12 protein-coding genes are annotated in these 14,624 nt (G+C 46.9%); 6 read left to right on the top strand and 6 right to left on the bottom strand.

Annotated features, from left to right (window positions below):
• Positions 1-121 precede the first annotated feature (121 nt).
• The 3 genes from QUB52_RS26885 to QUB52_RS26895 all read left to right on the top strand — a co-directional run bounded on the left by QUB52_RS26885 (position 122) and on the right by QUB52_RS26895 (position 3,336).
• A complete protein-coding gene (locus tag QUB52_RS26885; protein WP_332975365.1) occupies positions 122-1,552 on the top strand; it encodes an ABC transporter substrate-binding protein in 1,431 nt (476 codons plus the stop codon).
• Positions 1,553-1,661: 109 nt separating this feature from the next.
• Positions 1,662-2,501, top strand: coding sequence for an ABC transporter ATP-binding protein (locus QUB52_RS26890; RefSeq protein WP_332975364.1), 840 nt, complete (start codon positions 1,662-1,664; stop codon positions 2,499-2,501).
• Positions 2,502-2,547: 46 nt separating this feature from the next.
• Positions 2,548-3,336, top strand: coding sequence for a universal stress protein (locus tag QUB52_RS26895; protein ID WP_265238721.1), 789 nt, complete (start codon positions 2,548-2,550; stop codon positions 3,334-3,336).
• Positions 3,337-3,552: 216 nt separating this feature from the next.
• On the opposite strand, the gene QUB52_RS26900 is transcribed toward QUB52_RS26895, so the two are convergent.
• Positions 3,553-3,771: a hypothetical protein gene (locus tag QUB52_RS26900; RefSeq protein ID WP_265238723.1), complete on the bottom strand. Its 219-nt coding sequence runs from the start codon at positions 3,769-3,771 to the stop codon at positions 3,553-3,555.
• Between the two features lie 5 nt (positions 3,772-3,776).
• Between QUB52_RS26900 and QUB52_RS26905 the strand changes: the two genes are divergently transcribed.
• A complete protein-coding gene (locus tag QUB52_RS26905; RefSeq protein WP_265238725.1) occupies positions 3,777-3,899 on the top strand; it encodes a hypothetical protein in 123 nt (40 codons plus the stop codon).
• A 185-nt stretch (positions 3,900-4,084) separates the two neighbouring features.
• Here the strand turns inward: QUB52_RS26905 and QUB52_RS26910 are convergent, their stop codons facing one another.
• Positions 4,085-6,025 carry a S9 family peptidase gene (locus QUB52_RS26910; protein ID WP_332975363.1) on the bottom strand — a complete coding sequence of 647 codons (1,941 nt, stop codon included), beginning with the start codon at positions 6,023-6,025 and terminating at the stop codon, positions 4,085-4,087.
• Between the two features lie 322 nt (positions 6,026-6,347).
• Here QUB52_RS26910 and QUB52_RS26915 point away from each other — a divergent pair, with 322 nt between their 5' ends.
• A complete protein-coding gene (locus QUB52_RS26915; protein WP_265238728.1) occupies positions 6,348-6,734 on the top strand; it encodes a VanZ family protein in 387 nt (128 codons plus the stop codon).
• An 82-nt stretch (positions 6,735-6,816) separates the two neighbouring features.
• Here QUB52_RS26915 and QUB52_RS26920 read toward each other — a convergent pair whose 3' ends face one another.
• The 4 genes from QUB52_RS26920 to QUB52_RS26935 all read right to left on the bottom strand — a co-directional run bounded on the left by QUB52_RS26920 (position 6,817) and on the right by QUB52_RS26935 (position 12,831).
• Complete coding sequence (locus QUB52_RS26920) at positions 6,817-7,323, bottom strand: tetratricopeptide repeat protein (protein ID WP_265238730.1); 507 nt, start codon at positions 7,321-7,323, stop codon at positions 6,817-6,819.
• Between the two features lie 41 nt (positions 7,324-7,364).
• Positions 7,365-8,939 carry a DUF4335 domain-containing protein gene (locus tag QUB52_RS26925; protein ID WP_332975362.1) on the bottom strand — a complete coding sequence of 525 codons (1,575 nt, stop codon included), beginning with the start codon at positions 8,937-8,939 and terminating at the stop codon, positions 7,365-7,367.
• 247 nt (positions 8,940-9,186) lie between these two features.
• On the bottom strand, positions 9,187-10,011 hold the full coding sequence (locus tag QUB52_RS26930; protein ID WP_442923229.1) for a DUF3038 domain-containing protein: 825 nt from the start codon (positions 10,009-10,011) through the stop codon (positions 9,187-9,189).
• Between the two features lie 150 nt (positions 10,012-10,161).
• The gene (locus QUB52_RS26935) at positions 10,162-12,831 is read right to left on the bottom strand and encodes an endonuclease MutS2 (protein WP_332975366.1); all 2,670 of its coding nucleotides are present in this window, start codon (positions 12,829-12,831) and stop codon (positions 10,162-10,164) included.
• A 357-nt stretch (positions 12,832-13,188) separates the two neighbouring features.
• On the opposite strand from QUB52_RS26935, the gene QUB52_RS26940 reads away from it, so the two are divergent.
• Positions 13,189-14,478 (top strand): ATP-binding protein, encoded by a 1,290-nt coding sequence (locus QUB52_RS26940; RefSeq protein ID WP_332975361.1) that lies wholly within the window; start codon positions 13,189-13,191, stop codon positions 14,476-14,478.
• Positions 14,479-14,624 lie beyond the last annotated feature (146 nt).

Raw genomic sequence — 14,624 nt, forward strand, 5'->3', positions numbered from 1 at the left:
CATTAAATGGTGCACACCCGATCATTGCCTTTTTGTCAAGTACAATTTATACCAAATTAGATGAGCTTGCCCTGCAATTGCTCGTCTATTAGTCATTGCCAATTCTTTAATCTAAAATGGTATGAGTGACAAGTTTTCCAATGAATTGAACCGCCGAGAGTTTTTGCAAGGAATGGGTGCGGCGGCGGCGGGAATGGCTTTATCTGGTTGTGGAATTAACGCGGATCGATCGGCAAAAGGACTCACTGAAGAAGCCGAAGCGGTAAAGCCGATCGTCGATTCGGCAACCTTAGAGAAACCAAATTTAACCATAGGATACGTACCCGTTAACGATTGTGCACCATTTGCGATCGCCTGGAAAAAAGGCTTTTTCCGCAAATACGGTTTAAACGTCGAACTCAACCGCGAAGCAAGCTGGGCAACCTCCCGCGACGGCGTAATCTTCGGCCGCCTCGACGCCTCCCCAGTCGTATCCGGCGCGGTCACAAACGCCCGAATTGGCGCCGAAGGAGCGCGCCACGCACCCCTGTGCGCGGCAATGACAATTCACCGCCACGGCAACGCCATGACGATGAACAAAGCTATGTGGGATTTCGGTTTACGCCCGTGGCACGAATATAACGGCAATTTGGAAGAATTTGGTAAACAATTTCGAGCCTTTTTTGACAGTCAGCCGTCGGAAAACAGGGTTTGGGCAGTGGTTCTGAGTTCTGCGATTTACGAATACTTTGTCCGCTACATATCGGCGGCTGCCGGTGTCGATCCGTTCAAAGAATTTCGGGTAATTATTGTGCCGCCGCCGCAGATGGTAACGAACATCAGGATTGGCGCCATGCAGGCTTACATGGTGGCCGAACCTTGGAATACGCGGGCAATTCAAGGCAACTTGGGAGTGGGTTTTACCTTCGTGCAAGGCAAGGAAGTTTGGCTGGGACATCCCGATCGCCTTTTGGGAGTAATGCAATCTTTCATTGATGAAAATCCGAAGACTTATTACTCGCTGGTTAAGGCAATGGTGGAAGCTTGTCAGTATTGCAGCAAGCCGGAAAATCGCAATGAAATATCGGCGCTGCTGACTGAGCGATCGTTTACGGGGGCGAAACCGAAAAAAGGGGCGATCGACAAATTTACGCGACCGGCAATAGTTGGCGACTACAACTATGGAGGGTTTGATGGAAAAGACCGCACCATACAATCGGAAGATGCAACTATTTTCTATGACATTCCTAAAAATTTGCCTCAAATACCCGGAAATCATTCAACATTTATGTGGCAGTCTCAGAGTATTTGGTTGATGACTCAAGCCGCTCGCTGGGGACAGATTAAAGAAGTTCCAAAAAATGCTGAGGAATTAGCTAAAAAAGCTTGGAAAACCGACCTTTACCGCAAGATTGTTGCCGAAATGGCGATCGATTGTCCCACAGAAGACTATCAAGTTGAACCTGCGGAAGTTTTTATTGACAAAAAAGCATTTGATCCAAGCGATCCGGTAGGTTATTTGAATAGTTTTGAAATTAGAGCCAACCGCCCTCAATCTTTTTTCCAGTCTTAGTTTCTAAAGTGTTGGATAAAGTTATTGTATGGTGCGAACTGCGCACCTTACCACTTATCTAACCCAAAGAAAATCTAATTAACATTTTACTAATTTTCAGGATAACACCGTGACTCAATTTACTTCTACATCTACCCAAGCCAACGACAACACTAACAGCCAATCCAAGTTTTTGGAAATTGAAAACTTGTTCAAGTCGTATAAAAATGCTGACGGCAGCGAGTTTAGCGTTTTAGACAATATCAACTTAAGTATTGGAGAAAATGAATTCATTTCGGTAATCGGTCACTCTGGTTGTGGCAAATCAACGCTACTGAAAATAGTGGCAGGTTTGGAGCAACAAAGCAAGGGAATAGTGACACTCGAAGGCAAAGAAATTCGCAAACCGGGAGCCGATCGCATGATGGTGTTTCAGCACTACGGATTGCTACCTTGGCTGACGGTGCGGGAAAATATTCGGCTAGCAGTTGATGAAGTTTTGCAAAATCTCAACCGCGCTGAGAAGATTAGCCTTGTCAACGAGCATCTAGCAATGGTAAACTTAACAGCAGCAGCCGATAAATATCCCGATCAAATTTCAGGGGGCATGAAACAGCGAGTGGGGATTGCGCGAGCTCTGGCACTTCGCCCGAAGATGTTATTAATGGACGAACCGTTTGGAGCGCTGGATGCTCTGACTCGTGGCAAGTTGCAGAAACAGGTGCTGGATATCTGGGAAAAGCACAGACAAGCTGCAATGATGATTACTCACGATGTGGATGAAGCTATCTATATGTCCGATCGCATTGTGTTGATGACAAACGGCCCGGCGGCGACAATCGGCGAGATTTTGGCAGTACCGTTTGCCCATCCGCGCGATCGCCAGGAGTTGCGCGAATCTCAGGAGTATTACGAACTGCGAAACTATGCTTTGAATTTTCTCGATCGCTACTTTACCCAAGACGAATAACACCCGACGAACAGACAAAATAATTCACTTAAGAGAGGTCAAGCCTGTGAATCTCAAAACCATTTTAGCGCGTTTTGAAAGTGCATTGGGATACCAAAACTTAGCGGAAGAAATGGTGTTGCTGCCGGAGCCAAAAGTGCCAATTTCTAAGAATTCTAAATCTACAAAATCGGCAAAAGCTATCAATTTTATTGTCGGTTACAACAGTTCTCCCAAAAGTCAAACAGCTCTCGATATTACCCTTTGGATTGCGCATCAAACCCGTTTAGTAACAACCAAAGAAGTCACGGTGCAAGTCGTCTACGTGCTCGACGAAGCGCCCAACAGTTACGGCGAAGATACTTGCAATTTTGCTTCGGGAAATCTCTGGGCTGCCAAGCCACAACAATCGGATTTAGAGGAAATATCTGCCCTGAAATGTGCGGCGCCTGCGATCGCTTTACCTCCAGCCGAAATCCAATCGGTATCCCAGCGGACAACCTGGATCGATCCGCCTTATTTGCGAGCAATTTTTGGTCAAGATAATGAGTACGAAGTAGCAGATAAGTTGCTGTGGCAAGCGCGCTGTTTAGCTGAGGAATGGCGCGGTTTATTCAAAGCTCATTTACGCATCGGGCGGGTTGCTACAGAATTGAAAAATGTGGTAGAACTAGAATCTGCAAATTTACTATTTTTGGGCTGCAATTCTGGTAATCACCCCTTGGTTAGACAACTAGGCAAGAATTTTCCCTGTTGCGTGTTGGGAATTCCTGCGGCACTCAGCTATCCGATGGATTTGGGGCCGGAAGAAAGTTTAAGCAAGTTGCAGTTCGCTACAGCTATGCCTGCACGTTAAACTGGTTAGAACTTACGCAAAACTACTATTATGTAGGGTGCGCAGTGCGCACCCTACGACTTTATGTAGCGCGTCAGACTATTTTTTTGCTTTAGTCATATCTTGATCAAGAATTAAAAAGAGTTTCATCTATCAAAGTTCCAATTATGAGACAATTGGAACTTTTTTTTGATTATTGAGATGTTTAAAATTAGAATTAAGGAAAATTATCGGCACTTACCTGACCATAGAAAGTTCGTTCACCAATTTTATCCTACCCCGGCACACAGAGCGCAGGAGGCGATCGATCGAGCGTTTGTCATCCTCAGTCAAAGTTTCGTCAAAAATAGCTGCCAGCAAACCGTAGCGATCGGCTAAAGTAATGTAGCCAGTATGATTCACTTCGGCAAACAGCTCGCCCAAAGCAGATGGAATCAGGTTGACAGGAGTTTGCATAGAGATTGACTCTCAACTTGACGATCGCGCGATCGATCGTTTCTGCGGTAACAGAGAGCGATCGCACTTTCATAGTTTCTACGTATATTCCATTAAAAGATGTGACAGCCAACAGCAAAAACTTGTGATAATAAACAGCCAAATGTGTGAACTAAATCACATTCAATATTTGCGAATCATGCCTAAATCTGTAGGGTGTGTCGCCATAAAAAATCCCTGACTTGCATATCTACAATCTCACAGCGACGCACCTGCACTACAGCAAGCAACAGTGTAAACAAACCCAATACTTTCTTGGTAGCATTAATTTGTGCTAAAGATTGTAAATCGGCACTGCTTCGACTGGTTCAGCCAACTCAAACTTAAACACCCGGGAATAGAAATAGAATTCGCCATCAAGAGTTCTTTTGATATTTTCAGCGCGGCGAAAACCGTGCTGTTCCCCTTCATAAGCAACGTAAGCAACCGGCAAACCCTTAGCCTTCAATATCTCCACCATCATCTCCGCTTGATTGGGTGGCACAACTTTATCCTCCAATCCTTGAAAGAAGATCACAGGACAAGATAAACGTTCAGCAGAATGAATGGGAGAACGAGCTACATACAAATCTTTGCGTGCAGGATAAGGCCCGATCAATCCATCCAGATAGCGCGCTTCAAACTTATGAGTATCAGTTGCCAAAGCTTCCAAATCACTAACTCCATAATAGCTCGCACCAGCCTTAAAAACATCGCGGAAAGTCAGAGCGCACAGAGTCGTATATCCCCCTGCACTGCCTCCAGCAATCGCCATTCTTTCGCCATCAACCAAACCCTTTTCGGCTAAATATTTAGCACCGTTAGCGCAGTCGTCAACATCAACAATCCCCCAACTATCTTGCAGTCTTCTGCGATATTCTCGGCCATAACCAGTGCTACCGCCGTAGTTGACATCAAGGACAGCAAAACCGCGACTCGTCCAATATTGAATTTTCAAACTCATGCTACTAGAAGTAGCAGCAGTGGGGCCGCCGTGGCTTTTCACAACTAACGGCGGTTTTTCACCCGCAGGTGCAGCAAAATCTTGATTTTTCGGAGGATAGAAGAAGCCGAAAGCAGTCAAACCGTTTTCTGTGGGAAATTCCAGCGGTTCCGGTACGGAAAGATAACCAGACTCGATGCGTAAATCGCTAGATTTGCGCAATATTTCTAGTTGACTTGTAGCTAAATTGAGTTGTACAATAGCAGTAGATTCAGTCGGCGAACCTGCTAGAAAAACAACTGTTTCTTCCCGCGCTGTGACTGACGAAATATCAGTGTAAGGTGTCTGAATATTTGTCAAATGCTTGGTCGCTAAATCGAGACTTGCCAAATGCCACTTACCTTGCTGAGTGTAGGTGCAAATAATTTTGCTCTCCGAGACAACAGCATAGGTAGACATTCCAAAAACCCATTGGGGAAGACCGAATTCGGCGGACATTTCGCAGAGAGGTTCGATTTCTTGGGGATTGAGGGAAGTTCTAGATTGCCAGCGGTAGAAATTCCACCAATTCGACTTATCGGAAACAAAATACAAAACTCCATCGGTTGACCATTCCGGCTGAAAAATCGACTCATCAACTGCGCCAGCAACTAAGTTTTTTTCGCCTAAAGAACCGTCAGCATTAATTTCTGCTACCCACAATTCTGTGCCATCCCACGGCATATTTGGATGGTTCCAACAAATCCAGACAAGTTGAGAACCGTCAGGACTCAAACGAGGGGAAGCATAAAAATCATTGCCCTGAGTTAAGATTTGAATATCTGCGCCGTCATCTAAATTAATGCTAACAATGGTATTGACACATTCGCTCTCACCTGCATGGTCTTCGCGCACGCAAATTAGGCGATTTCTTTGATTGTCAATAATGACATCTGCGTAGCGACAATTAGCAGCAGGTGTCAGAGGTTCTGGTTGAGTATCTAATGTTTGAGAGTAAATGCGCTGGTCTGCAAAATGAGAGAAATAGATAGTGCCGCTAGCAACTGCAAAGGAAGCGCCGCCGTATTCGTGAACGCGAGTGCGAACGTTAAAAGGTGCGGGTGTTACGTCACTGATTTTACCGTCGGGAGTGCGCCGCACAATGACGCTTCTCCCTGCTTCTGAGGGTCTTCCTTCTACCCAGTAAATATCATCGCCGTCAATGGCAATTTGTCCGAGTCCGACAGTTCCTGAAACAATTAAATCTGAGGTAATGGGAGATTTCCAAGAGCCGTAAGGTGATATGGTATTCATATAGTTGAGACAGTTGTGTTTGATGCACAAATAAATTTATATTTGTATTTTACAGGAATTCAGTCTCTGGGGAAGCAGAATGTCCAAAAAACTTGTAGAGTGGAAGGGCGAAGCATTCCGGCAAACAATTTATTAGGATCGCGAATTAAATAATTTACACAAGTTTGTGGGGTGGGCGGAAGAGCCCGCCCTTTCTGGACGGGCGAGACGCCCATCCCACAAAAACAAAAGTATAAGTTATTAAATTTTCATTCCTTAGTGAGAACCAGAGGTTTACTGCCGGAATGCTTCGCCCCTACAAATATATTGGGGAAAAAATTAGATGAAATTATTTTCAAAAAAATTCTGGATTGTTGCCTCTGTTTTGTATTTTTTAAGTATTCTCAGTATTATGCTGATAGCAGATATGGGAAAATTAGTTAACTTTCCTCTTGCTCATCCGCCTTATGACAAACTCGGACACTTTATTTTGTACGGTATTGCCTCTTTTTTGTGCCATCGAGCGACGGGGAAAAAAATGATGCGTTTATTTAATTATCCAATTCCTTTCGGGCCGGCAATTTTTACTGTGTTTACTGCTGCGGAAGAAACGCTGCAAGCTATTTTACCGAATCGTACTGCTAGTATTGAAGATTTTTTATTTAGTTTTGCCGGGATTGCGGTTTTTTATTGGGTTGGAGAAGTTTGGGATAGAAAAAAAGGGAATTGAGAGAAACTGCCATACCAGATTTTGAGGGAGAATCGTCAATTAGGGTGTGGTTTGCGGTACGCACCCTAATTGAGTTACTTTGTCATGCTTTAATCACTCGTTCGAGTGAATTTGCTTCTTGAGTTTTGCCTTGCTTTTTCAATAAATCTCTGGCTTTTTTAAATAACTCTACTGCATCTGATATTTTATCTTGTGCGTAGAGGACTTGCCCAAACATATAATGAAATTCTGGGACGTTCGGTTTGAGGCGAATTGCGGTTTGAAAATTGGGAACTGCTTCTGCTAGTTTGTTTTGATTGGCTAGAAGGCTGCCTAAGTTGGCGTAAGCTTCGGCTAAATTGGGGTCGATTTGAATTGCTCTGCGAAAGGCGGCTTCTGCACCTTCTCTATCTTGTTGTGCAGCCAAACTTAAGCCTTGCTGAAAATATTCGTTGGCTCCTGTATTTTGAACTAAGATATTTTTTACAGGTAATTCTGCCCGCACTGGCAAAGAAATGTTTGCGGCACAAACTAAAGCTACTGTCAACAAGCTGGTGGTGGCCGTTACACCTAAAAATCGATTGTTTTTGTATTTGCTTAATATTGGCAATCAACCTTATTTTTCAAGCTAGAAAATGTTGGTTAGAGGGTTTAATCAGTCTCTTCTAAAAATGTTTGTACTCGACCGTTCGGTCTCAAAACCACTCGGATTTTTGGAATTTTTCCGTTGGAAACGGGAGAAACAAAGGGCTCGCCGACTAAGGGCATATTAACTTGTTCGATATTATCGGATGCTGCTTTTCCCATCGGTACAATAGTTTGAATTGAGCCGTTCTCATCGATTTGCACGCTGTATTCCAAGGTTTGTTCCATGCCTTCTGGTGGCTTCCAGCGTTCTTCAAAGTAGGTTCTAGCTTCTGAAACTTGAGGAATTGTATCAAATAAAGTGCGGTTTTTGGGGCTGGCGGTAGCCTGGTTGTTGTCAGACTCGGCTGGCGGTTTAGCGTCCTCAAGGGGTGGAAATTCGCTGGCGGGGGGGTAAATCGGCTGGGGGAGGCGGGGGAAGGGTTGCTGTGGGGGAACGGGAAGTCGGGATGCAGATAGGGATGGTGGCAGGGGTGGGGGTACGGCGGGAGCTAGTCTGGGTGGTACGGGGGGCAGCAGGTAGGGTGCTGTTGCGGGTGCTTGGGGGGCGGCAATTGAGGGCCCTGCGGGATCGGGAATGGTGATGATTTGCCCTTGAGGGAGGGCGCTCTGTGATGCCCCCGCGCTGCTGTTGGGGGCAAATAGCAGGGGTGGCTGCTGGATGGGGCTGGGTTTGTTGGTGCTTGGAGCTGGACCGATCGCAATTGGGGGCAAGCTGGGGCTGGGGGTGGCGGCGGTGGTGTTGATGGGCGGGGGCGGTAGGGGGGGTAAACCGGGTGTGGCTGTTGGTGTTGGGGATGTGGTGGGGGCGGGAACTGGGCTGGGGGTGGCGCCGGCAACTATCTGGGGCTGTCCTGGTACGGGGGTAAATTGTGGATTAGCGGGGGCTGTGGCGGGGGCTGTGGCGGTTTGTGGGGAGCTGTTGGATCGATCGAGCATTTTAACAATTCCCGTCGTCAAACCCGCGCTGGCGACTAGGATTGCTGCGATATTTAGCCATGATAATGCTTTCGGTTGTCGGCGATCGCGGTTGAGGTTGGGAAGGGCCATGACTTCGGCGGCGCAGTCATCTAGTGCGGTGGCCAAGTCAAAGAGTTGGATTGTGCTCAGGTGTACTTCCGGCCCGGATTCGGCGGCGCTCAATGAGCCTAAAAACAAGTTGTGGGCGAGCAAGCCGCGGGGTTCTAAGCGGGGGGAAACGGGCAGGTAGGTAGTGTTTGGGGCGGCGGTGGCTAGTTCGGATGTGTTGGGTGGTCGATCGACTATAACGGCATTACGGGCGGACTCTGGCAAGTCTGCGCTAACAGTATGGGTAATTTCAGGCTCGATATTGCTTTCCCAATCGCGAGTTTCGCCGAGCAAGTTTTGGACGTAGTTACTGACTGCTTCGTGGAGAGTTTCGAGTTGATTGCGATCGCCCCTGAGTGTAACGTGTTCGGTATCTGGTAGCCTGGGGTCGTCAAGCCGCAACTCGAAATTTAAAGATTTAAACACAGGTTGGCCCGCCCAGCGAGATAGAGGCGAACTTTTGGCTGTAATTTCCAGCGTGCAAGTGGGGGGCGTGTACCGTTTTAGAGCCATAATGAAGTCAGTTGTCAGTTGTCAGTTGATTGTTGATTGTTGTCAGTTGTCAGTTGTCAGTTGATTGTTGATTGTTGTCATTAGGAAGATGGAATAACTATGTTTTATCTGATATTTGGTAGCATTCTTAACAAGCTTTTTTAGTAACAGGCTTTCCGGCCTGTTCCACAACAAATAAATTTTTTGGTGGAATAGGCATCTTGCCTGTTCTTGATGTTTTTCATTCTCGTTTTCATTATGACTTAGCTTAATTCTTGGCACGGTCTAGGAGAGCCAGCCAGAGCCGCCTGTGACCGCCGGGACTGCTGTAAAATAGCAAATCGATCAGGAGTTTCAGGGCTAAATTAGTTAGTTCTTTTGCCGATAAGTTTTCTGCATCTTCCATGCGATCGGCATAAGTGTTGCTGAACCTATCAATATAATCTCCCAACAAAGCGACTGTGTGAGGTTCGCGGTTTTGCTCTGCCATTTGTTCCAGCAGAGCAACGGCGCGACGGATTAAAGCTTGGTGCTGTTTTGCTAAATTACAGCTGATCAAAACGAGCGATCGAGCTTCCTCCACATCCAGTTTTTTCCGCCCTCCCTGGCCTTTCCGCAGCGGGTTAGATTGGCGCAGCCGCCACAAAGCCACGCGATCGGCTACCATTGGCTCTAAATTCAGTTCGGCTGCTACCTTGAGCATCGCCTCTGAGCCAATTTCTGCCAGTGCTTCTAGGGCTAACAGCACTAAATCCAGTTGGGCTTTAATGTTGTCCAACTGGGTAGGTTCTGGTGCTTTTTGGGTCAATTCTTCCCAGTTGGGAGATGGGCCCGTTTGGTTTGTGGGAGCGGAGGGCTTTACAGTCGAGCGCATGGCTTGGGCACGGGAAATAAGACAGGTTGAGGCTGGATATCGACAGTATGCAGTGCTTTTGTTTGGCGGCCGGACAAAAGCAGATTCTGTTAATTTTTCTCCATAACTCGTTGCTTTGATTCCGGCAATCCTAGTTGCTGGACGGATTGGAGAGTTGAAAGTTGCCGTTGCAAGTTCGATCGACAGCAACCAGAAAAACCCATAAAATTTTACCCCCAATCATCCTACGCCGCCCGGTGTCCGAAATCAATTCTGTGTGTTCCGACTAAGCTGTTGCGGCAGAACAGATTTAAGTTTTTTGGCGGGTAAGATGCCCACCCCACAAGAGTTTCAAGCAACATGATTCTGAAAATTTAGATGCACGCCAGCTTATTTTAGATAAACCACCGTCACACCTCCACCTCCTTCTTTTTGACTGGCGAGCTCAAAGCGGGAAACCTGCGGGTGAGTAGCGAGGAACTCGTGAACCCCGCGCCGCAACTGTCCCGTACCCTTGCCGTGAATTATCCACAGCGCACCGTATTCGACGGCTTTGGACAGAGCTCTGTCGATTTCGATTTCGGCATCGGAGACTCTCGCGCCCCGGAGATCGATCGAATTATTAGCAGTGCGGATGGCAATTTCAGGATTGGGTTTGGCCGGTTCCGACGCTGCTTGCTTAGCTTTAGCGGTAGCGGCTGCTTGGGCTGCAACCTTGGCTAATTGAGCTTTAGTTTCCGGTTTTTCACCGTCGAGGGATTCAATTTCTGCCAGTTTGACAGTCATTTTCATAATCCCAAACCGCACGCTCAACTCTTCGTTAGCATCGGGGCCGCTGAGGACTTCGGCGGTTTGGCCCAGGCTGGGAATGCGGATGCGATCGCCCGTTTTCGGCATAAAACCCGGTTTTGGCTTCGCTGGTGCTTTCCGCGACGGCAGGTGTTTTTCAGAAATTTGATTTAAGGTATCTGTCGCCTGTTGGGCATTTTGAGCCGTTTGATCGCCCGCCTGCAATTTCCGAATGATTTGAGCAATTTCTGATTTCGCCGTACCTATCGCCTCATTTACTGCCACTTCCTGAGCTATTTTTAGGTCTCGCTCCCGTTCTTGCAAAGCCGCTGCTTTTTGAGAAACTTCCTTGTGCAGTTTTTCGGTTTGGTGTAGCAGTTGAGTTGCTTCTCTGGCCTTGGTTTCCTGTCTCCGGCGCTGGGCTTCGAGTCCTGCAATTACTTGATTGACATCTTGAGATGCTCCCCCGACATAGGTTTGAGCTTCATCGACTATGGATGCTAGCAAACCGAGTCTTTTGGCAATAGTCAGGGCGTTGGAACGTCCGGGAATTCCCCACAACAAGCGGTAGGTGGGCTGCATAGAATTGTCGTCAAATTCTACTGAGGCATTTTCAAAGCGCGCGTCTTGATATTTAAGGGCTTTGAGTTCGCCAAAGTGGGTAGTTGCGATTGTTAGTAGCGAATGTTGGGCGAGATATTGCAATAGGGCGATCGCCAATGCACTACCTTCTGAGGGGTCTGTCCCCGCTCCTACTTCGTCTAACAAAACTAAAGATTTGGGAATTAGTGATTGGGCATCGGGCATTGGGAATTGGGCATCGGGCATTGGGAATTGGGCATCGGGCATTGGGAATTGGGCATCGGGCATTGGGAATTGGGAATTTTCTTCTCCTTCTCCTGCACTTTCCCCTTCCGATTTATTAGTTAAAACTTCTAAAATGCGGCTGATGCGGCGGATGTGACCGGAGAAAGTAGACAAACTTTGCTGCAAAGATTGTTCGTCACCAATATCAGCCAAAATGTTGTCGAACCAAGGCAATTCTACGGGTTCGCGGGCGGCGACAAACATTCCGGCTTTTGCCATTAAAGCTGCTAATCCCAAGGTTTTGAGGGTAACAGTTTTGCCGCCGGTGTTGGGGCCGGTGATGGCGACGACGCGGATCTGTGGCTGGATTGTCAAATCGACGGGTACGACTGTAAAGCCTTGTTCGTATTGCTGCTGCCAAACTAATAAGGGATGGCGCAAATGTCGCAAGGTGATTTGCGATCGCAGATTGGGAATTAATACTTGGCTCTGTTCTGCTTGTTCCTGATCTTCAGTTTCCTGATCTTCAGTTTCCTGATCTTCAGTTTCTGAATTTTTGGGTGCTAATTCAGGCTCTCCCAATTCGATAAATTTCGGCGGGTTTGCTTGCAGCCAATAACCGTAGCGTGCCTTAGCCGCAGCTAAATCTAAAGTTGTTACTACCACCACCAATCTGTCTAAATCTGGTTTAACTGCTGCGACTTGCTCGGTGAGGGCGCGGCGGACTGCTTCCTCTTCGGCTTGTTCTTGTCTGAGCAACTGCCGCATTTGGTTATTAAGATTGACTGTGTTATGTGGTTCTACATATAGTGTCGCGCCGCTGGCGGAGGAGTCGTGAACGATGCCGGGGATGGCATCTTTTTGGGGAGCTTTGACGGGAATGACAAAGCGGGAGCTTCTTTGGGTAATTACCTGTTCTTGGACGGCGTTGGATTGGCGCTGCAAAATACCTTGCAATATTTGATAAATGCGATCGCGCAATTGTCGCATTTGAACTCGAATTCCTGCTAATTTAGGAGTGGCGCGATCGGCTACTTGAGCGCGATCGTCTATACAGCGATGGATTTCCTGTTCGATTTCGGGATAAGTCCGCAGTTGAGATGCCAGTTCTTTGAGTGTGGGCACATCGGGCGCAGAGTCAATGATCCGGCGCAATTGCCTTGATCCGGCGAGGGTGGTAGCAATTGCCAGCAATTCTTCGCCGCTGAGCAAACCTTGCAGTTCGGCTCGTTGCAGGGAAACGCCGATGTCTTGGATGCCATCAAAACTCAAAGCACTGCCAGCACGGCTTTCTAACTGATAAGCTTCCTGAGTTTGGGCGAGGAGTTCTGCTGTTTGAGCTTGAGTTGCTGGAATTTGGAGGTCGAGGGCGGCGGCAACGCCGAGTTTGGTGGCCGCGAAGGTAGCCAAGTGCTGACACAGGCGCGGCCATTCTAATAGTTGTAGTGTTTCGGCTTGAATCAAAGTTGAGGTGGTGTTGGTGATTGGCATTCTCAGGCGCAGACCGAGAAGGTGAATTTGACGTTACTGTTAATTAATTTTAAAGTTTTTTTATGGTTTTCGGGCGCAACTTGAAAAAGTATCTGGGATATTTATCAGCAGTCTGAAGGCAGAAAGCTGTTATCTAAAGATTAATTAGGAAAGCAAGAATTTGCAGTTTTGCATTTTCCGTCTAAAATTATACCTTCTACTGAGCTATTTAGGGCTTTGAGGGAGCCGGAATCCGCTGTTTTTTTGAGGATTGAACTATTGTGTAATTTTAAATATGTCCGCACAATGATAGCGGTTGTATGCTAAAGAGTAAGTTGTGGAGCTGTTGTGATGGCGAAGATTCTGACGATCGCGGATGATGTGACTTTGGGAGTCGTGCAAGAGTTACTGTTAGGGGAGGGACATGAGCTGAAAGTGGCTTCTGACGGCAAGGAAGCTTTAGATTTGGCGAGGGAATTTTCCCCGGATGTGGTAATTTGCGACGGGACTTCGCCTCAAATCAACTGGTTGGATCTGTGCCGGCTGCTGAAGGGCGATTCCCTACCCTTCGGGAACCCCTACGGGGAACGGGATAGCTTCGCTTCACGAGAATTGGGTACAGCCTATTTTCTGCTGCTGACAACACCCGATCAATTTGCAGGGGCCCAAGAATTGGACACGCTGGACGATTTTTTGTTTACACCGATAGTTAAGCAGGAATTGTTGGGGCGGGTGCGCGCGGGTTTGCGTGGGCGCGAGTTGAGGCTGGAGTTGGAACGAACTCAGCAAGAATTGCAACTGTCGCGCGATCGAATACTGCAAAGTGAAAAAATGTCTAATTTGGGCGAATTGGTATCTGGGATCGCCCACGATATTAACAATCCAATTACTTTTATTTACAGCAATCTCACTCATGTCCAAAGTTACGCTACTGATTTAATTGAACTGCTGCGATTGTATCAAAAACACCTAGTCAATCCCGACTCGGAAATTATGCAAAAACAGCAAGATATGGATGTGGAATTCATCCTCGACGATTTATTGAAAATCGTGAGTTCCATGCGCACCGGGAGCGATCGCATCCGCCAAATAATCTTGTCGGTACAGGATTTTTCCCGCAGCGATCGATCGGGCTGGCAGTTATTCGACATTTCCGACGGTTTAGAAAATACTCTGTTGTTGTTGCAGCACCGCTTGCCGGCTCGCGAGGGTAGGCGAGATATCAAGGTGATGAAGGAATATGGAAATTTGCCGCAAGTTGAGTGTTACGCGGGTCAGCTCAATCAAGCTTTTCTGAATATTATCAATCATGCGATCGATGCTTTGGAAGAGTCGAGTCAAGAGTTGGATGAGTCGGAATCGCTGAAATTTAGACCTGTAATTTTGATCAGCACTCACGTAATCGATGGTCAGCGGATTGCTATTGAGATTGCTGATAACGATCTGGCAACCAGCGAAGATATCGCAGCCCAATTTTCCGATCCATTGTTGATGGCGAAACCTGCGGAACACAGCAGCCGTTTAGGACTTGCTATCAGCTATCGGATAATTGTAGAGCAGCATAAAGGAGAGTTAAAGTGTTTTTGGGAACCTGGTAAAGGTACTAAAATTAGGATAGAAATTCCCCTCCGGCACAGTTGACAGTTGACAGTTGACAGTTGACAAAAGAAGGAAGAGGATTGAAACAATGAATATTCTTGTTTTAATTTATGGGTGCATCTCACTTTGGCGAGTATGCCAAAAAAGGGTTAAAATGAAAAAGCTAGTAAAATTGCCAAATAAAGATG

Source organism: Microcoleus sp. A6-C6 (assembly GCF_036705955.1).
Classification (GTDB): Bacteria; Cyanobacteriota; Cyanobacteriia; order Cyanobacteriales; family Microcoleaceae; genus Microcoleus.